The following is a 20,211-nucleotide window of genomic DNA, read 5'->3' on the forward strand; positions in this document are numbered from 1 at the left end:
AGATGATAGTCTCTGTAATGCTTTCTTTATGTTTTGGCTTTGTTGGAGTATTTTTTATTGCATTTTATTCAGAAGATACGCGCTTGAAACCTTTTTCTTTAGCCATTATTTTTAAACTCTGGACTTATAGAATCTATTTTCTTTTGCTTTGTGTTTTTTCACTTTGTGTTTTAATGTGGTTTGGCATAGATGTAATATATGTCATTATAATGCTTTTATTGCTTTTGGGTTTAATTGATATTAAATGTCTTGCTGTGCCTGATACGATTAACTTTTTATTACTTTTGGTTTGTATAGGGTATGTATTTATAGATTCTCAACATAGTTTTGTTCAAAGAGTGCTTATGGGATTTGGCGTAGGAGGTGTATTTTTTGCCCTTAAAATCCTTTATCAAAGTCTTGTGCAAAAAGAGATTATTGGGGAAGCAGATATTATTGTTTTAAGTTCTATTGGCATTGCATTTGGCGCGCTTAATGCATTTATTAGTGTATTTTTAGGGAGTGTGGCAGCATTGGTATATGCTATATTTTTGGCAATTTTTTATCGAGTTAATCTTGCGCAACTGAAATTACCTTTTTGTTTTTTTATTTTTTTGGGCACGACTATTAATCTAGCTTGGCTTAGTTTTGTTATCCACGAGAATCCCTAATGTTTAAACGTTATCTTTTTATGTCTTTTGCACAGATATTTTTTCCATTTTTCCTTGTCTTGCTTTTTATTGCTTCTGTGGTATTGCTTATTGACATAGCAGGGCGCACCTACGTGATTAAAATGAGTTTTATAGATTTGGGCACATTATTTTTATATCTCATACCCGGTAGTTTATTTTTTATTATTCCTATTACTTTTTTTGCTGCTTTAGTGTTAAGCGTGGCGAAATTGACATATGATTATGAGCTAATGGTATGTTTTTCACTTGGAGCAAAGCCTTTAGATATTGTGAAGTTTTTTTTACCTATTACGCTCCTTGCCACGATTATTTTATTTGTGTTTTCACTTGTTATGCTTCCTTTGGCAAATAGTGCATCTAAAAATTTTGTTGCGCAAAAAAAAGCTGATATTGATGTAAATATTAAATCTGGTGAATTTGGGCAAAAACTTGGTGATTGGCTCGTGTATGTAGATAGCGCACACAAGCGCATTTACAAGAATCTTATTTTGTTTTCAGAAAATGGTTTTGAGGGCGATACTTTTATCGTTGCAGAATCTGGCAAAACAAATAATAATCAAGGTTTATTTGAGCTTAATCTTCAGGAAGGAAGTGCTTATTTTGCATCACCAGAGGAATTAAAAAGGGTGGATTATCACCAAATGAGTGTGCGACAAAATGTGAGTGAGCCACAGCTTAGAAGTTATGATTTGTTTGAATATTGGGGTAATGTTTTTACTTCAGATTCTCACCAAAAACCACGCAAACTTGCTCAAGCTGTTATGGTTTCACTTTTTCCTCTTACCTCCCTTTTTCTTGTGCCGCTTTTTGGTATTGCAAATCCTCGTTTTCATTCTAATATGTCTTATTTTTATGTTATTGCATCTGTAGCGCTATACTTTGTGCTTACGCACATTGCTTCGGAACATTTTCCACTTATAGGTATGATTATTATACCTTTCCTATGGTGTGCGCTGAGTTTTGGACTCTATAAAAAGTTTATTACAAAGTTTTATTAATGCCCACTTATAAAGCAGTGATTGCCTATGATGGTAGTGTATTTAGTGGATTTGCATTGCAAAAAGATAAGCGCTTAAAAAGTGTGCTAGGCACACTTAAAGAGGGATTTGCTCGTTTAGGCATTAAGAGTGATATTATCGGAGCAGGACGCACAGATAAAGGAGTGCACGCCACAGGGCAGGTTATATGTTTTCAAAGCGCACATTTTTTAGATTCTCAAGTTCAAGCCATAGAATCTTTGCGCTTTTTGCTTAATGCCAAGCTCTATCCTCACATTATGGTGCGTTCATTGCATATTGTAGATGATACTTTTCATCCACGTTTTGATGCACTTTGGCGTTCTTATCGTTTTTTACTCTCTCCTACACAACCTTCTCCTTTTGCTGCACCTTATGTGTCTTATGAAAAAATTGGTGATGAAACGCTTTTTAAAAATGCACTTCAGGCATTTCAAGGACAACATAATTTTGTATTTTTTAAAAAAAATGGCTCGTATACAAAGAATTGTATTCGCACAATTTTTGCAATTAAGCATTATACATACAAGGGTTTAGATATAGTATATGTGCGAGGCAATGGATTCTTACGTGCACAAGTAAGACTTATGGTAGGCGCAGCACTCGCTTATAGTCGCGCAGAACTAAGTTTTCATTCTCTACAAGAGCAAATAAATGGGCAAAAACAGCATTATACTTATCCTATAAGTCCTAATGGTTTGTATTTGTGTGAAGTGGGTTATAGGTAGTAAGCTATCAGGCTTATTTGAATGGTTTGTAGCTTTAATATTATAAGGATATTATAGGGGAGCACAAATAGTTGCTATTTGAGGTATATGGGTGGAGTAAGTGTTGAGGTTTAAAATGTGAGAAAAATCAGCATTAATTTTTTCCCTTCCCACCCAATGAGAATTTGTTCTTGTAAAGAGATTATCGTTTTTTAAGTGAGAGTCTTTATAATATTAACTTATAGATTTTTATGAAAAGAGATTGTATGAAAAGTGGAAATTTTCTCATTCTTTTTGTTTTTATCTCTGTAAGCTTTGGCTTTCAATGCACACACAAAAGTTGCAATGATGACCGTTTATTTCTCTCTCCGCATTTTGTGAATCTTCATTCTTCAAAGATTGCCATTAATGGTGTAGGCGGTGGCTTAGGTGGCGATGCGCTATGGTATGATAGAGAGTTTTATGCTCATACAAATGTTGGCATAAACTTTATGGATTTTAACACTCATAGTTCGCATAATATCTTAAGCACCAATCGTGGTTTTGGCACGATTTTTAGCGCATTTGGAGATATTGGCTTTAATCTTGGCTCACTAAGCAAACCACTTTTTTTGGGTTTTGGAATCCCTATGGAGATGTATAATCTTAACTCTAGCAATTCTCCAAATGGTTTAAGTATAGGAATAATCGGCTTTGGACTTAATCTCTCACAAAGATACATTGAGCTTTTGCCCGATGTGAGGTTTGAATATGCTCTAGGGATTTATTATGGCTTAGGTGTTTATAATTTTGCTGCACTAGAGCCTAAAGGGCTTTTTAGGAATGGCTTAAACACACAAGGCTTTATCACACAGGGTTTTGTTGGGCTTACTTATGGTGAGCGATATAATCTTTTTGGACGACTTAAAGCAAAATATCATCAGCTTCAAGATTCTAAAACTCTTATAGTAGATAATGGTTTAAGTGCCTTTTATCCAGCAAGTCAAAATTTTACACTTGTTTTAGAGCTAGGTATGGGCTTTTAAGTTTATTTTTGTTAGAATGCGTTTCAACCTAAATGACGCGCATTTCCTTATCATTCGCTAGTCTGTTACTAAAAGATTATTGAGCTAATCGTAGTAGTTTCTGTGTGTCGGTGTTTCTGCTTGAGCTGCTAATGCAGTGAGGATTTGCCGCCTAATGAGATTCTCTTGGCTCTGTTTGTGGCTTTTTTAGGCTACGCACATTGGGGTAACGCTCATTTGGGGGTTTAAGCTTAAGGATTATTATGCAAGAGCGGATTTTGATTATTGGTAATGGGGGACGTGAATATGCCATAGGACGAGTGTTGAAAGAAGAAAGCAGAGTAGAGGCTTTGTTTTTTGCACCTGGTAATGGAGCAACGCATTTGCTCGGCACAAATCTTACCTACACGCACCCACAAGAACTTTTAGAATCTATCAAACTTCATCATATCACACTTGTTATCATAGGACCTGAAGCACCGCTAAGTGAAGGTTTAAGTGATTATCTAAGAAGTCATAATGTGCGTGTTTTTGGTCCATCAAAAGCAGCAGCACGTTTAGAATCAAGCAAGGCTTTTATGAAAGATTTTGTAAGTGCAGCTTGTATTCCAACAGCACGTTATATGCAATCAAGCGAGTTTGAAGCACTTTGTAATTTTATTGATACGCTCACCCCACCGATTGTGGTAAAGGCTGATGGTTTATGTGCGGGCAAGGGTGTGATTATTGCTCAAAGTTATGAAGAGGCAAAGCAAATTACTCAAGAAATGCTCTCTGGCACTGCTTTTGGAGAAGCAGGTAAATGTGTAGTTGTAGAAGAATTTTTGGATGGCTATGAGCTTTCTGTATTTGCCATTTGTGATGGAGAAAATTTTATTATGCTTCCTGCGTGTCAAGACCATAAGCGGCTGCTTTCGGGTGATGAAGGACCAAATACCGGTGGTATGGGTGCATATACACCTACACCTTTATGTGATGAGAATCTAATGGATAAAATTAAGCAGCGCATTATCGCTCCCACACTAGATTTAATGCGTAAAAATGGCACACCATTTGAGGGAGTGCTTTTTGGCGGGATTATGGTAGTAAAGAAAAATGATGAGCTAGAACCTTATCTGTTAGAGTTTAATGTGCGATTTGGAGACCCTGAATGTGAGGTGCTAATGCCTATGTTGCAAACACCTTTGCTTGATATATTCTTGCATTGTATTGAGGGCAAGATAAATAAGTTAAAATGTATGATAAAAAAACAATACGCAGTGGCAGTAGTGGCTTCATCAAAAGATTATCCTTATGCTTCAAGTGCCCCTGTGCCTATTAAGATTCAAAACTTTGATGAGCATCTAGGGCATATTGTGTATGCAGGAGTGAGCGTGGATTCACAAGGGCAACTTTTGGCAAGTGGCGGACGTGTGCTTTTGGCACTAGGAATTGCTCCAAATATTAGACAAGCGCGTGATAATGCTTATGAGATTCTCAAAAGTATATATTTTGAAGGTATGCACTTTCGCGATGATATTGCTTATAAAGCTTTAGAACTATGAATACAGATGATAAAATTTTAGAACTTCTTGAGAGAGAAAATATCCAGCTTGCTGATAAAGCCTTGCGTTCTTTAGCGTGGTTTATTGATGTATTTTTACTCTCCCTTATTTTTACTTTAATTCACATTGACACGCTTTCACAAATGAGCGATGCACAAGGAAATGTGGATTATACTACCTTACGAGATTTTGTTATAGCTTATATGTGGCAAGTGTGGATTCTCAAAATTAGCTATGATACTATTTTTGTGTGGTTTTATGGAGGGAGTATTGGCAAAATCTTATGCAAAATACGCGTAGTGAGCGTGGATTTGCTTGATAAGCCAAATTTTATTTTCTCTCTTCTTCGTGCCTGTGGCAAATATATAGGTGAGAGTTTGCTTTTTATTACTTATGTATTTGGCTTTGGTGATATACTTTTCCGCACCTTGCACGATAGATTGGCAAAGACTTTGGTGATTGCATATTGAGACAACATTTAATTGTAGGATTGCTTTTTACGTGGTTGTGTTCTCTTACGCCCTTGTGTGCGGAACAAAAAGCAGATATGTTTGATTTATCTGCTGATGATGTGCGCGCAAGTGGTGATATTATCACTGCAGAGGGTAATGCTTTTTTGCTCTATGGTGATGCTTATATGGTGGCACAAAAGATTATTTATAATAAGCAGAGCAAAGAAGTGCATCTTGAAGGTGGTGCAAAAGTCTATCAAGGCAATATTTTATATCTTGATGTAGAACGCGTAGATATAACTTTAGAAGATAAGCACACGATTATGAGCAACCTTTATTTACAAAGCACAATGGGCATTTGGATTATGGCAAAACAAGGTGAGGGACAAGATGATAATTATACTTTCAAAAAAGGTGTGATTTCAGGCTGTGATATACAACATCCATTATGGCATTTAAATGTGAGTTCTGGCACATACAATGCACAAAAGGAATATATAAGTGTATGGAATCCAAGATTTTATCTTGGCAGTATGCCTGTGTTTTATTTTCCTTATTTTTTTGCGCCCACGGGCAATATAAGAAAAACCGGATTGCTCTCTCCTGAAATGTCTTTTAGTAATAAACAAGGTTTTATGTATATGCAACCTTTGTTTATTGCGCCTTTTAATCGTTGGGATATGACACTTTCTCCGCAAGTAAGAACACAACGCGGTTATGGTGGAGAAGTAGAGTTTCGTTTTGCAGATAAAGAAAATAATATCGCAACTTTTAGGGGACGATATTTTCAAAATAATGATGAGTATATGAGGAGCAATAACCTTAAGAATCAACATATTTATGGTGGGACATTTCAATACGAAACACAAGATATTTTCGTATCTAATAATGAGTATGCAAATGATGGATTTTATACGGATATTACTTATATGAATGACCTTGAATATATGCGGCTAAAAAGTCTTAATGCAGCTTTTAATACGCGTTTATATGAATCACGTATTAATTATTTTGTCAATACCAATAAGCATTATTTTGGCACTTATTTTAAATATTATCTTGACCTTTCTAAAGAGAGCAATGTAAATACTTTTCAATCTTTGCCCCAAATACATTATCATCATTATACAGATTCTCTATTTTTTAAGAATCTGCTTTATACTTTTGATTTTCAAGGTAAATATGTTACTCGTGCTTCCGGTTATAAATATTTTCAAAATACTTTCTCTTTACCTTTTGGTGTTGCATTTCCTTTTTTTAAAGATTATTTTTCCATAGGAGCGAATGTAGATATGTATGCTACTTCGGTTTTGCTTCAAGATACGCAAGGCATTACAGATGCTATGAATCACCCATTAAACAAAAGTATTAATTATAGTGTAAGTAGCTATAATATTTCTCTTAATTCTGATATTGCGCGTCCTTATAAACATTTTTTCCATTCTATGCATTTTGAAGCACTTTTTAGTGGAGCGTTATATAAATACACCTCTAATGCTATTGATGATGATAGATATGAAGCCTATAATAAGTTGCTTGAAGAGAATAATCACAATCCTGAAGCCTTAAAAGTATATTGGAATCCAAGTGATATTGTTGATATTGTCAAAAATAAGCACAAAGTAGATTTAAAACTTTCGCAGTATTTTTATGGCAAAAATGGTAAAGAGTTATTTTATTGGCGAATGTATCAGCGGCTTTTTATCAAAGATAGTTTTTTAACAAGAAATCAAGTGCTTCGTAATGAACTTGGATTTTCACCTATTGAGGGACTAAATCTTAGTGCTTCGGCATTTTATTCTTATTCACGTAATACTTTTAGTGAAGCGTCAATTAATGCTTCATTTAATAGATGGGGGCTAGATTCTAATTTGACTTTTTATTTCAAGCTTGACCCGTTATATCTTTCATCTGGTTTATATTCCCAACAAGGTAGCAATAATGGCAATACTGGTTTTCTTCGCGGCACTATGGGCTATGATTTTGGATATTTTTATTTAAATACAAATATAGGTTATGATGTAGGACTTGGGTATTTAAAGGATTGGTATGTTACAATCTCTAAAGATATTCGGTGTTTTGGTATAGGATTAAAAATTGCTCAAGATGTGCGTCCTACCTTGACAGCTGACAATCAGATTACACCTATTACAAATCAATATGTTAAGCTTGAATTTCGCTTTGTGCCTTTGGCGAATATTGGTGCAACTTATAGATTCAAAGAGTAAGGAGAGGTTAAGAATGCAAAATATTATATTTGAATCCACAGAAGATGCCCTAAAGCCTTTGCTTGATGTGATAAATATTAAAAATCTCCCTTTGTCTAATGCAATTTTAATTAATATAGGGCGTGAAGGAGTAACACTTGCACACGAACTTGCTACAAAACTTAAAATTCCAATGGAATTTCTTTTTACACAAATTATCCCTTCTCCACTTAATTCCGAATGTCCTATTGCTGTGGTAAGTGAAGATATGGAAATGGTAATTAATGAAAGTTTGGTCAATGCTTTTGATATTAGCCCTGATTATGTTTATAATGAGGCACAAAGACAATATGAAGAGGTTATTTTACCTTCCCTCTATCAATTCAAAAAAGGTGAAGGTTTAGAATCGCTCAAAGGAAAAGATGTGTTACTCTTTGATATTGGTATAGATACGGGTTTGCGTATGGGTGTGGCGATTAAGACTTGTATGAATATGAAAGCAAAAAGTCTTTGCGTTGTTGCACCTGTAATGCCAAAGAGTATTTATGATTTTTTATGCGAAATTTGTGATGATGTCTGTTGCCCTTATCCTCTTGAAAATTATGTAACCACTTTACATTATTTTCCACATTTAAATGTGATTGATGATGAAGCATTTGAGGAAGCATTAAACCAAACTACAACACAAAAGGATACATAATGCAACACATTAAACTTGAATTTGAGAATCTAAGTGAGCAATATAGCTTTAATTATGTTGCACAAGCTGCAAATGGGGGTATACTTTATCAAAATGGAGGGAGTGTGCTTTTAGCAAGTGTTTGCACGCAGGAGAATGAAAAGTATGATGATGAGTTTTTGCCTTTGAGCGTGCAGTATATTGAAAAAACTTATGCAAATAATAAATTTCCATCTGGCTTCATAAAACGTGAAGGTAAACCAAGCGAGTTTGAGATTCTCACTTCAAGGCTTATTGACCGCACTTTGCGCCCACTTTTTCCTAAAGGTTATACTTACATAACTTCTATTGTTGTTATGGTTTTAAGTTATGATGGAAAAAGTGATTTGCAACTTAATGCCCTTAATGCTGCTGCGTGCGCACTTTATGTATCAGATTTGCCATTGGAAAGTTTGCAAGATAAGGCAGTATCTGGTGTCCGTATTGGGCGTAAAGATGGGCATTTTATTATTAATCCTACAATGGAGCAACTTAGTGAAAGCGAACTTAATTTATTTGTTTCGGGGCGAGACGATGAACTTCTTATGATTGAAATGAGAAGCATAAGAACTGCGCAAGGTGCAAATGAACTAAGTGAAGAAAACTTCCTTGAAGCTCTTGAATGTGCTAAAAATTATATTAAAAATGCTACACAAACCTATCATCAGCAATTTGCTCCCTATAAGAAGTCTCCTTTTGCTTTTGAATCAGCGAATGATGAGCTTGATGAGCAGTTATTAAATATAATTCAAACACATTATCATACGCCCATTACAGAGGCTATTAAACATATGGCAAAATCTGAACGACACACTCAGCTTAAGGCATTGATAAAGCAAGTTGTTCGTGAATGCGAGATTGAAGATGAAAAAAAGGTGCAAGAACATATTATGGCGTATAAGAGAAAACTTGTGCGTGAGATGATTTTACAATCTCATATTCGTGCCGATGGTCGTGGGCTTAAAGATGTGCGCCCTATAAGTATTCAAACAAATATTTTGCCTTTTGCGCACGGAAGTGTGCTTTTTACGCGAGGACAAACTCAAGCACTTGTGAGCGCTACAATTGGTGGAGATAATGACGCACAAAATTATGAAATGCTTGGCAGTAAAAACGCACTTAAAAAGCGATTTTTGTTTCATTATAATTTCCCAAGCTTTAGTGTAGGTGAGGCGAGTATGATAGGTTCTGTGGGGCGTAGAGAGCTAGGACACGGCAATTTGGCTAAACGTGCTTTACATTCAAGTGTGCAAGAGCAGGATAAAACAATTCGCCTTGTTTCAGAGATTTTAGAATCTAATGGTTCAAGTTCAATGGCAAGTGTGTGTGGTGGTTCTTTGGCACTATGTGCTTGTGGCATAAAAGTGGAATCTCTTATTGCAGGTGTGGCAATGGGGCTTGTTACACAAGATGAGCAGTATGCGATTTTGACAGATATTAGCGGGTTAGAAGACCACGATGGTGATATGGATTTTAAGGTAGCTGGAGGATATAAAGGGATTAGCGCAATGCAAATGGATATTAAACTTGGTGGGATTACACAAGAGATTCTTTGCCAAGCACTCTTTCAGGCAAAAGAGGCAAGGGAGCAGATTTTAGCAATTATGGAAGAAGCTCGCGCAAAGATTGTATTAAATGATGTGATATTACCAAAGAGTGAGAGTTTTATGATTCCTCCACATAAGATTGTTGAGGTTATTGGTGCTGGTGGGAGGGTAATAAAAGATATTATTGAGCGATTTGAAGTAAGTATTGATTTAGCGCGTGAAAGCGGTATGGTCAGTGTGAGTGCGAGTAATGTAGAGAATCTGCAAAAGGCAAAGACTTTTATTTTACAGCTTGTATCTAGTGCGGGGACAAAAAAAGAATATGAAAAAATAGATTGGGAAAGTTATGCAGTAGGGGAGCGATTTGTAGGGAAAATTAAGAAAATTGTTGATTTTGGTATCTTTGTTGAGTTACCACGTGGAGGCGATGGACTTATTCATATTAGTAAAATCACAAAAGATAAAACTCAACAATTAAGCGAGATTTTTCACAATGTAAGTGAGCTAGAATGCGAGATTTTATCACAAAATAAGAACAAAGTAGAACTAGGGCTTGTTGAATAATATCAATTAATGTTTTTTTTATTAAATCTTAGGCATAATCTAGCCTCCAAAGTGTCAAGTAGGGGAATGAATCCGAACGGGCTTTGAGATAAAAAACGAGGTGTAAAATGAAATTTTTGGCTCTTTTATGTTTGGGAATGGTAGGCTTTGCTTTTGGTGCAGAAGTAAGTGGTTTGGATATGATTAAATCATATTCAATCGCTGGGGCTGTTATTGGTTTGGGGATAGCGGCACTTGGTGGTGCTATTGGTATGGGACACGCTGCTGCTGCGACAATTTCAGGAACAGCACGTAATCCCGGAATTAGTGGTAAATTGCTCGGAACAATGTTTATTGCGCTTGCTTTGATTGAAGCACAAGTTATTTATACATTGGTTTTAGCCCTTATTGCTCTTTACGCTAATCCTTTCCTTTCTTAATTGATTTCTCCCCCTTGTGGGGAGTATGCGCTGGTGGTGGAATTGGTAGACACACCATCTTGAGGGGGTGGCGGGGCGACCCGTGCGAGTTCAAGTCTCGCTCAGCGCACCATCTTCTTTTAAGCATCAAGTGCAAAACCTTAATTTTATCTTCTTAGAAATTTTATGCCGGAGTGGTGAAACTGGTAGACGCGCTAGACTCAAAATCTAGTAGGGGCAACCCTGTGTCGGTTCGAGTCCGACCTTCGGCACCATTTTACGAAGCAGGGATTAATTTTCCCTACATTCTTTCAAACTCTTGATAATATTTCCAAGATTCTATAATGTCAGGGTGTTCTTGTTTAATAAGGCTTAAATGTTCATCTAGAATACTTTTGAATTTTTGTCTTATTTTTGGATTTTTTTCCATAAATTCAAGCACATCTTTTTCGCTAAACTTCTTTAATTTTTCTCTTTCATTTTGTGAAATCAGCTCTTGTATAAGTTCTTGCAAATAAGATTTTGTTTGTGTATATAGCTCTCCATTAGCTCTTAGGTATTCTAAGTTTTCTCTTTGTATGCCTATACAAATAGTATCGTGCTTTAAAGCACCTAACATTTCAATGCTAATATCTACCAATTCATTGATATAAAATTTTTTAATAATATAGATTGTGATTTTTTTATCGCAAGATTTGTCATATACATACATTACTAGAGGCAGTAATCCGCCAAAATCTGTGTTTTTTGCTAAGAAAAATTCCCTATCTTCTTCTTTTGGTGGTGGCACATTAAAAATTTTTGCAAATTTGCATAGAGTTGGTATTGTCCTCTCTCCCACTATTTCAGGCATATCCATAAATTTAACTTTTTCTGCTGTAAGATTTATCATTTCCTTAAATAGCATACCATCGTGAAAACACATATAAGTAAAGCTTACCCAAAATGGAATTTCTTTTACGCTTGGATATAGATACCCACCAGAATATCGCACCAAAGAAGAAACAATTTCTTTTGGATTGTGTCCTAAGTTAAAGCTAGTGAGTGCTTTTTCTGGTCTTCTTTTTACCCCTACATAATGTTTTAACATACTTATTGGGTCTCTCACTTGGTTTAAAATCATTATTCTTGGCTTTTGAATTAGAAAATGTAATTTTTTGGCATTTTGATTCATAGCAGGAAGATAATCTCTTATTAAGAGCACTCTAGCACCATTATTTAAAGCATTATAAAGTATTTTATAAACTTTTATTACACAAAAAAGATTATCTGGTAGCATAATAATGGAAATACCTAATTTTTGTATAAAATTAGAAAATATACTGCCAACTCCGTGAGATTCAAACTTTACCATATCACTTTGAGGCAACGGCACATTCAAATCCCAAGCAAGTTCAGGCGATATGCTCTCATAGCTTAGATTAGGATAAGGTTGTATGTCTTTAGATTCTGCTTCTTTACTCTGTAAGTTTGCACCACATTCTTTTAATTCTCCCTCATTTTTATTCCATTCTGTTTCTTTATTGTTATTGTTTTTCTCTTTATCTCTTTTTGCATTCAATCTTTTAGGATTAAGTAAAGGAGGATAAGGGTGATTTTTATCTACATATTGTTCTTTAAACTCTTTAGATTCTATCCAAGAAATAATCTCCTCATAATGTTGAGAGATAAAGACTAAAGTTGGAGTATGAGTTGTTAAAATATGAAATCTTTTTAGAATCTTATAAATATGAAACTTATGAGGCATATGAGATACAAAGATAATATAGAACATCTCTAGTTTTTGAAAGAAATGTTGATAAAAAGATGTTTGCTTAAATACTCTTTTTTTCTTTCTTGCATTATATGCAAGAGCAAACTTTAAACCTTTTCTTTTAAGAATCCTTATTGTTTTGGAACGATTATGTGCCCCCCCCCCCGTTTAGATGCAAAAGATTACCCCCAAATCATCAAATTCTTGTAAGATACAATTATAATATTTTTTACTAAAAAATCAAAGTTTTTATTTATCAACAATTTGATAATTTCACATCCACTCTAAAATCCTGCTTACCTCATTTGTTTCAAAACATTTAAGCCCAGATGAGGGATTAGATGGTTTTTTGGCAAGTATAACTTTGTTAAAACCATAGCTTTCAAGCTCTTTTAAACGTGTATCAATATTGCTTACTTCTCGTATATCGCCTGTGAGTGAAACTTCGCCTATAAAAGCAGTTTTTGCATTAAGAGGGCGATTACGAAAGCTTGAGATGATGCTTGCAATTACAGCAAGGTCTGCACTTGGTTCATTGATTTTAATGCCGCCTGCAACATTGACAAAGACATCATAGCGCCCTAATGGAAGTTCAAGTTTGCGTTCTAAGAGAGCAAGAAGCATATTGAGGCGATTAGTATCAAAGCCTGTGCACGAGCGTTTAGGATAAGAAGATTCACTCACAAGTGCTTGAATCTCAATAACAAGCGCACGACTTCCTTCAAGTATCACAGCTATAGCACTTCCTGCTTGAGCACTTTTTTGCGTAAAAAAGAGTTTTGAAGCATTTTTAGCGCTTACTAATCCTCCCTCTTTCATCTCAAAAATACCAATTTCGCTTGTCGTGCCAAAGCGATTTTTAAATCCCCTTAACATTCTAAGCTCTCGGCTTGGATCTCCTTCAAAATACAGCACACAATCTACCATATGTTCTAAAATTCTTGGTCCAGCAATTGAACCTTCTTTGGTAATATGTCCGATGATAAAAATGCTTATATTGCGCTCCTTAGCAAATCTCATAAGTGCAAAAGTAACTTCGCGCACCTGTGAGATAGAACCAGGTGCAGAAGTAATATCGGGAGAATAAATCGTTTGGATAGAATCTATCACACATAGAGCATATTGCTGCTCATCAAGTGCATTTTGAATGATATTTAAATCAATTTCATTAAGCAAAAACAAATCTTCGCTTATCGCCCCAAGCCTAGAGGCACGCATTTTGATTTGTCCCGCACTCTCTTCACCGCTTACATAAAGAACCTTTTTGTGAATGTGTTTGGCAATTTCTCCAGCGATTTTCAGTAAAAGCGTGGATTTTCCTACTCCCGGACTCCCCCCTATAAGGTATAATCCGCCCGGGACAATGCCTCCGCCCAATACAATATCTAATTCTTCTTCAAAGGAGCTAAAGCGCTCAATATTTTCAAAGCTTACTTGTGTGATAGGGATAGCATTTGACAAGTTTTGAGGATTGCTTTTGAGGGATTTTGTGATTTTTATTTGGCTAGGTTTAAGTTCTATAAGCGAATCCCAACTTCCACAGCTACTGCATTTACCAAGCCATTTTGCACTTTGCCACCCGCAAAATTGACATTCAAAAATGGAAGTTTTTTTTGCCATTAATGTCCTTGATAAATACTATCAAGTAAGATTCTTACATATTCTTTAGAATCAAAAGGGATAAGGTCATTTTCCCTTTCGCCTATACCAATGTATAAAATAGGTATGTTTAGCTCATTTACGATACTAAAGAGCGCACCACCTTTGCTTGTGCCATCAAGTTTTGTGATGATAATACCATCAAAATCAATATTTTTTGAAAATATCCGCACTTGATTAATAGCTGAACTTCCTTGTGTGCCATCAAGAACAAGAAATTTGCGCAGAGGCTTATCTCCAAGAGCCTTTTGACTTACGCGCACGATTTTTAAAAGCTCGTTGTTAAGATTGGTGTGGTTGTGCAAACGCCCAGCTGTATCTATATAGAGTTCATCAATATTTTTAGCAATCGCAGAATTGATACTATCAAATGCTACTGCGCTTGGGTCGTGCATATGCTGTGTCGCAATTACAGGAATCTGCAACTTTTCTCCCCAAAGTTTAAGTTGCTCTATTGCTGCTGCGCGAAATGTATCTCCTGCTGCTAACATCACCTTTTTATTTTGTGTTTGAGCAAGGTGAGCAAGTTTAGCAATTGTTGTGGTTTTGCCTGCGCCATTTACACCTACAATAAGCGTTACAAGAGGCTTGGGTGGTATGTTAGACAAGTTTGATGTTTGGTCTTTTATATCAAGTAATTTTAAAAGCTCTTTGTTTAATGTCTCACGCGATATATAAGAGGGGAGATTTTCAAGTAAGGATTCTATAAGTTCATATTCAAGGTCGCATTCAATTAGAATCTCTTCTAGCTCTTCTTTAGCACATTTATCTTTTTTAGAGCCAAGAAGCGAGGTAATATTTTGAGTCGTTTTTTGAAGTGTTTTACTAAGAGCAGAAATCATTGAGCTTCTTGTGCTGGGATATTTGGGCTAAGAGTATCAGCTGTGTTATCCATATCTTCTTGTTCTTCTGGGGTAAGATTTTGCATTTCGCTTTGAGCTTTTGCATCAAGCTGGTCTTGAATCTGATAGCGTATATCAAGCTCTATCATCTCTTCTGGCACAAGTCCTACATAATCAATAACTTTTTCCCCTTGTATATCATAGAGTGCAATATAGCTTTGTTTGTCATCTTTGTTGAGAAAATTAAGCAGATTCTTATTATCTGTTGGCGCATAAAGCTTAAATTGTGGATTGAGGGCATCAATTTCTTGTTGAAGATGTGCAATATCCTCTTTTGGGCTAATAGCGATAATAGAGATAAATTCTTGATATTTATTATATAAATCTAAAATATGGAGCAATTCATTTTGGCACTCAATACAATCTTTAGAAATAAAAAAGAGTAAAGTGGGACGTTGTGTTTCGCTTTTAAAGATACTTTGAGTTTGATTTGTCTTAAAGCGCAAAGATTCATTTTGAGTGTTTGTAACTTCAATGCTTAAAATCTCATCTTTATTCCCCTCAAAACCAAAAACATCTTTATCTCTATCGCCTTCATCGCTACACGCTCCTAATGTCGCAACCAATAAAAACCCTATAAGTAGATGTGTAATATGCCGAGTATTGAGAATCTGTGCTATTTTCATACTATTTTACTCTCCATTTTTATCTTTTGGGGTATCATTATACCCAAAAAAAGGATTAACAATTACCAAACAAGACTTTAGATTAAGTGCAAAGGCACGATTAAATCAACGCTCTATTTATGGATATTTCGCGGATAAATCTTTGAATAGATTTCTTTTGACTTACCTGCAAGCAAAAAGTGTTCGCAATATCCTCGTATATATGCCCTTTGGCAATGAAGTAGATATTTTTCCTCTTATTTGCAAACTTCGCAAAAAAAAATATCGTGTTTTTGTTCCTTTTATACAAGAACTTAGCTTTAAAATGATACCATTACGAATGCCGTTTCATAAAAATAAATACGGCATTTATGAGTCAAATAATTCTACATTTAAATTAATAAAAGTTGATGCAGTGATTATCCCTGTTTTGGGCATTGACAAGCATTTTAGACGAATAGGTTTTGGAAGGGGTATGTATGATAGGTTTATGTCCCATCTTAAAGGCAAAGTTCATACTATTTTTGTAGCAAGAAGTCCAAACTACGCTGCAAGCGTTATTACAGAGCACTATGATGTGCAGGGGGATTGTTTTTTTACACCATCAGCTTTATGTATAAGGAAGCACAATGGGAGTATGGTATGCAATAGGAAGCATAATCTTTGGGTTATTAGTCGGCGTGAGTGTATATCTCATCAGTAGAAAGATATTTCATTCTAATTCTCAAATAATTATTGAGCAAGCCAAAGCGAAAGCTAAAGCGATTGAATATGAAGCGCAGAATATACTTCAAAAACATCATATGCAGATAAAAGAGGAGCAAATGCGCTTAAAGCAAGAATATGAGCAAGAGTGTGCAACATTGCACAAAAATTATGAATCTCGTCTTGCTAAACTTGATAAAGAAGAAAGTAATCGTTATCAGCAGCTTAATAATCAAAAACAAGAAGTAGAAAAAGAAAAGCAAGAGATTGCCGAGCTTAAAGTGCGTCTTTTGCGTTCTCAAGGAGAGCAAGACAAGCTCAAGCAAGAATATCAACATATCAAAAAAGAGATGCTTGATGTTCTTTCAAAATATGCTCAAATGACAAGAGAGGAAGCCACAAATATTTTGCTTTCTCATCTTGAAGAGGAGCTTATTGAAGAGAAAGCATTTCTTATTCGGCGTTATGAAAAGCAAGCGTATGATGAAGCCAAAAAACAAGCAAATTTCGTTCTAGCTCAAGCTACTACGCGTTATGCAGGGGATTTTGCTACTGAGCGATTGGTAAATGTAATTAATCTACCTAATGATGAACTCAAAGGTCGTATTATTGGCAAAGAGGGGCGTAATATTAAGACTTTAGAGACAATTAGTGGTGTTGATGTCATTGTTGATGATACGCCCGGTAGCATTATTTTAAGCAGTTTTAATCTCTATCGCCGTGCTATTGCGACAAAGACAATAGAGAAACTTGTTGAAGATGGTCGCATTCAGCCCTCACGCATTGAAGAAGTCTATGAGCGCGTAAAAGATGAGATGGACGAGCAAATGCGCCAAGATGGTGAAAATATCGTGCTTGATATGGAACTTGGTTATATGCACCCAGAGTTGAAATTTTTGCTTGGTAAAATGCGCTATCGTGCATCATTTGGGCAAAATGCACTTGGGCATTCCATTGAGGTGGCTAATCTCGCAGCGATTATTGCAGGAGAGCTTGGAGGTGATGAAAAACTTGCGCGTAGAGCAGGAATTTTGCACGATATTGGTAAAGCTCTCACACAAGAGTTAGGAGGTAGTCACGTAGATTTGGGTGTGGAAGTTTGCACTTGCTATAAGGAACACCCCGTGGTTATTAATGCAATCAAAGCTCATCACGGCTATGAGGAGATTCAAAGCATTGAATGTGCAGCAGTGTGTGCAGCAGATACCCTCTCAGCTGCTCGTCCGGGTGCCAGGAGAGAAGCGTTAGAGAATTTCTTAAAACGTATGCAAGATATTGAACGCATAGCTATGGATAAAATTGGTGTAAAACAAGCGTATGCAATTAATGCTGGACGCGAAGTTCGTGTGATTGCTCGTGCAGATTTAGTAAGCGATGGGCAAAGCGTTATCCTTGCGCGAGAAATTGCCAAAGAGATAGAATCTACTTTGCAATATCCCGGAGAAATTAAAGTGAGTGTCATACGAGAAACAAGAGCGGTTGAATTTGCACGATAGGATAAAAAGTTTTTTAAAGAGCAGATGCGTAATGGAATTAACAAATAAAAAATAAAGAAAACATACTTGGAATGCAAAGGCTTAATTTTTAGAGCGTGGAGGGCGCATAGCATTCAAAAGTGCTAAAAGTGCTATGCCAACATCACCAAATACAGCAAGCCACATATTTGCTATGCCCATTATACCCAAAATAATCAGCACGAGTTTGCTTGCTAGTGCAAAGCTAATATTTTGCCAAGTAATAGAGCGTGTATGATGAGCGATTTTAAATGCTTGCACAAGCCCTTGAAGCGAATTATGTTGTAAAATGATATCCGCACTTTCTTTGCTAATATCATTACTAGTTTCTCCGGTATTGATACTTATGCCCACATCACTGCGTCTAAGCACTATTGCATCATTAATGCCATCACCCACAAATGCAATTTTTTCCTGCCATTGTTCCATAAATTCAGCTAGTTTTTGTTCTTTTTGTGCGGGTAAAAGATTCCCATAAGCGTGAGATATACCTAGCTCTTTAGCAAGGCAATCTACATTAGTTTGATTATCTCCACTAAGAATTGCGAAATGTTTTATACCATAGTGTTTGAGCATTTTTAAATCATCTTTTATTCCCTCTTTAATTTTGTCTCCAATAAGGATATGCCCCACATAAGTTCCTTTAAGTGCGACATATATGGTTGTATGGGGTGTATGTATAGGCGTAAAGGAGATATGATTTTCCTGCATAAGCGCAGCATTTCCTGCGAGAATCTCCCCTTTATCACTCAAAAGTCGCACACCCTTACCACTTATTTCCTCATAAGATTCTATATGGCACATTGTGTTAAGGTGATTTTTGATACAAGTAGCTATTGGGTGATTTGAGTTTTGTTCTGCTAATGAAGCAATCTCAAGTAAGTCTTGCTGCGTGTAGCCTTCATTTGGCACAATACTAAGAATTTCAAATGTGCCAAGCGTAAGCGTTCCTGTTTTATCAAAGATAATATTTTTTACTTGAGCAAGGGTTTCAAGGTAAGTTGAGCCTTTAAATAAAATCCCTTTGGCACTTGCTTGCCCAATGGCAGCGAAATATCCCAAAGGCACAGCAATAACAAGTGCGCAAGGACAGCTTATCATCATTACTACAAGTGCGCGATAAACCCATTCGTGCCATTGTTCATCAAAAAGAGGTGGGATAAGAGCGAGACTTAGAGAAAGAAAAAAAATAATAGGCGTATAAATACGAGCAAAAGAAGTAATTACTTTTTGCGTTTTGGCTTTATTTGCGCTTGCTTCCTGTGTAAGCTTGGCAATTTTAGCAATATGAGAATCTTTAAAGGGTTTTTCTACGCGCACTTCAAGCATAGCAGTTGTATTGATTGCTCCTGCGATAATACTTTGCCCCTCATTTATACTCACAGGCACACTTTCTCCATTAATTGAGCGCATATCTAAATAACTTTTTCCTTTAAGCACTATGCCATCAGTGGGGATTTTTTCTCCTACCTTAATAACGATAATATCTCCTACGCTCAATTCTTGTGGGTGCAAGTCTTGTAAAGTGTCATTATGCTTTTTGTGTGCTATATCAGGCATAATTTGTAAAAGTGCATTGATAGAGCGTTTAGATTTTTGCACTGCAAGAGATTCTAAAAATTCACCTACACGAAAAAAAAGCATAACTGCTACAGCTTCGCTTATCTCACCAATACACAATGCTGCGAGTGTGGCAAAAAGCATAAGGGAATGTTCATCAAAAAATAGTTTATTTTTGCAATTTCTCCAAGTTGCGCTAAATATAGGTATTCCTGAACCTATATAAACTATACCAAGTAAAATATAAGCAACAATGGGAGGAATATATAGAGAATCTATATGAAGTGCAGCCATACAAAAGATGAATATAGCTATAAAAATACTTATAGAGAGTAATTCGTGTGAATGTTTTGTATCTTCTTGTAGTGGAGAGATATAAGATGAAGATGTTTCTAATACGCTCACTTGTGGTTCTATGTGTGTGATAGTGTGTATAACTTTTGTGAGATTATCTGTATAGATATAAAGCATATTCGTGCTAAAATCAATATTAGCTTCTTTTGTATTTGGGAGTGCATTGAGTGCATCTTCTATGCGCTGTGCACAATTTGCGCAATCAATACCTTTAAGTATAAGAATATGCTGCTTCATAAAAAAATCCTTATATTCTATAAATAAGTATGATTATGGCATAAATTTGTAAATATACATATAGGGGGTATATGTATAAAATAAATGAGAACAG

Annotated in this window: 17 protein-coding genes and 2 tRNA genes; 14 read left to right on the top strand and 5 right to left on the bottom strand. The window is 35.8% G+C overall.

Annotated features, from left to right (window positions below; all coding sequences use genetic code 11):
* Positions 1-2 precede the first annotated feature (2 nt).
* From LS66_RS03930 to LS66_RS03985, 12 genes are all read left to right on the top strand, one after another.
* Positions 3-650 carry a prepilin peptidase gene (locus LS66_RS03930; RefSeq protein WP_034366268.1) on the top strand — a complete coding sequence of 216 codons (648 nt, stop codon included), beginning with the start codon at positions 3-5 and terminating at the stop codon, positions 648-650.
* Complete coding sequence (locus LS66_RS03935) at positions 650-1,669, top strand: LptF/LptG family permease (RefSeq protein ID WP_011115444.1); 1,020 nt, start codon at positions 650-652, stop codon at positions 1,667-1,669. The genes LS66_RS03930 and LS66_RS03935 overlap by 1 nt, the downstream gene beginning before the upstream one ends.
* Positions 1,669-2,415, top strand: coding sequence for a tRNA pseudouridine(38-40) synthase TruA (gene truA, locus LS66_RS03940; RefSeq protein WP_034366271.1), 747 nt, complete (start codon positions 1,669-1,671; stop codon positions 2,413-2,415). Before LS66_RS03935 ends, truA begins: the two co-directional genes overlap by 1 nt.
* Before the next feature lie 245 nt (positions 2,416-2,660).
* Positions 2,661-3,419, top strand: a complete 759-nt coding sequence (locus LS66_RS03945; RefSeq protein ID WP_034366275.1) for a hypothetical protein — start codon at positions 2,661-2,663, stop codon at positions 3,417-3,419.
* A gap of 242 nt (positions 3,420-3,661) precedes the next feature.
* Positions 3,662-4,942 (top strand): phosphoribosylamine--glycine ligase, encoded by a 1,281-nt coding sequence (gene purD / locus LS66_RS03950; RefSeq protein WP_034366278.1) that lies wholly within the window; start codon positions 3,662-3,664, stop codon positions 4,940-4,942.
* Complete coding sequence (locus tag LS66_RS03955; protein WP_011115439.1) at positions 4,939-5,412, top strand: RDD family protein; 474 nt, start codon at positions 4,939-4,941, stop codon at positions 5,410-5,412. Before purD ends, LS66_RS03955 begins: the two co-directional genes overlap by 4 nt.
* Positions 5,409-7,622 carry an LPS-assembly protein LptD gene (locus tag LS66_RS03960; protein ID WP_226989504.1) on the top strand — a complete coding sequence of 738 codons (2,214 nt, stop codon included), beginning with the start codon at positions 5,409-5,411 and terminating at the stop codon, positions 7,620-7,622. Before LS66_RS03955 ends, LS66_RS03960 begins: the two co-directional genes overlap by 4 nt.
* 13 nt (positions 7,623-7,635) lie before the next feature.
* Positions 7,636-8,301 (top strand): phosphoribosyltransferase, encoded by a 666-nt coding sequence (locus LS66_RS03965; protein ID WP_011115437.1) that lies wholly within the window; start codon positions 7,636-7,638, stop codon positions 8,299-8,301.
* Positions 8,301-10,430: a polyribonucleotide nucleotidyltransferase gene (locus LS66_RS03970; RefSeq protein WP_034366281.1), complete on the top strand. Its 2,130-nt coding sequence runs from the start codon at positions 8,301-8,303 to the stop codon at positions 10,428-10,430. The genes LS66_RS03965 and LS66_RS03970 overlap by 1 nt, the downstream gene beginning before the upstream one ends.
* A 107-nt stretch (positions 10,431-10,537) precedes the next feature.
* Complete coding sequence (locus tag LS66_RS03975) at positions 10,538-10,849, top strand: F0F1 ATP synthase subunit C (protein WP_011115435.1); 312 nt, start codon at positions 10,538-10,540, stop codon at positions 10,847-10,849.
* Between the two features lie 27 nt (positions 10,850-10,876).
* Positions 10,877-10,961 (top strand) — tRNA-Leu (locus LS66_RS03980).
* A gap of 55 nt (positions 10,962-11,016) precedes the next feature.
* Positions 11,017-11,103: transfer RNA gene (locus LS66_RS03985), tRNA-Leu, on the top strand.
* Between the two features lie 26 nt (positions 11,104-11,129).
* On the opposite strand, the gene LS66_RS03990 is transcribed toward LS66_RS03985, so the two are convergent.
* The 4 genes from LS66_RS03990 to LS66_RS04005 form a co-directional block, all read right to left on the bottom strand.
* Positions 11,130-12,602, bottom strand: a complete 1,473-nt coding sequence (locus LS66_RS03990) for a DUF2972 domain-containing protein (RefSeq protein ID WP_138091875.1) — start codon at positions 12,600-12,602, stop codon at positions 11,130-11,132.
* A 252-nt stretch (positions 12,603-12,854) separates the two neighbouring features.
* Complete coding sequence (radA, locus tag LS66_RS03995; protein ID WP_034366342.1) at positions 12,855-14,201, bottom strand: DNA repair protein RadA; 1,347 nt, start codon at positions 14,199-14,201, stop codon at positions 12,855-12,857.
* Positions 14,201-15,082 (bottom strand): signal recognition particle-docking protein FtsY, encoded by an 882-nt coding sequence (gene ftsY / locus LS66_RS04000; RefSeq protein WP_011115432.1) that lies wholly within the window; start codon positions 15,080-15,082, stop codon positions 14,201-14,203. Before ftsY ends, radA begins: the two co-directional genes overlap by 1 nt.
* Positions 15,079-15,768, bottom strand: coding sequence for a redoxin domain-containing protein (locus tag LS66_RS04005; RefSeq protein WP_011115431.1), 690 nt, complete (start codon positions 15,766-15,768; stop codon positions 15,079-15,081). The genes ftsY and LS66_RS04005 overlap by 4 nt, the downstream gene beginning before the upstream one ends.
* Between LS66_RS04005 and LS66_RS04010 the strand changes: the two genes are divergently transcribed.
* Complete coding sequence (locus LS66_RS04010; RefSeq protein WP_011115430.1) at positions 15,746-16,450, top strand: 5-formyltetrahydrofolate cyclo-ligase; 705 nt, start codon at positions 15,746-15,748, stop codon at positions 16,448-16,450. The genes LS66_RS04005 and LS66_RS04010 overlap by 23 nt on opposite strands.
* Positions 16,377-17,948 (top strand): ribonuclease Y, encoded by a 1,572-nt coding sequence (gene rny, locus LS66_RS04015; RefSeq protein ID WP_034366339.1) that lies wholly within the window; start codon positions 16,377-16,379, stop codon positions 17,946-17,948. The genes LS66_RS04010 and rny overlap by 74 nt, the downstream gene beginning before the upstream one ends.
* Before the next feature lie 81 nt (positions 17,949-18,029).
* Here the strand turns inward: rny and LS66_RS04020 are convergent, their stop codons facing one another.
* Positions 18,030-20,117 carry a heavy metal translocating P-type ATPase gene (locus LS66_RS04020; RefSeq protein ID WP_034366335.1) on the bottom strand — a complete coding sequence of 696 codons (2,088 nt, stop codon included), beginning with the start codon at positions 20,115-20,117 and terminating at the stop codon, positions 18,030-18,032.
* Positions 20,118-20,211: the final 94 nt, after the last annotated feature.

Origin of the sequence: Helicobacter sp. MIT 03-1614, from assembly GCF_000762925.2 — a bacterium.
Classification (GTDB): Bacteria; Campylobacterota; Campylobacteria; order Campylobacterales; family Helicobacteraceae; genus Helicobacter_C; species Helicobacter_C hepaticus.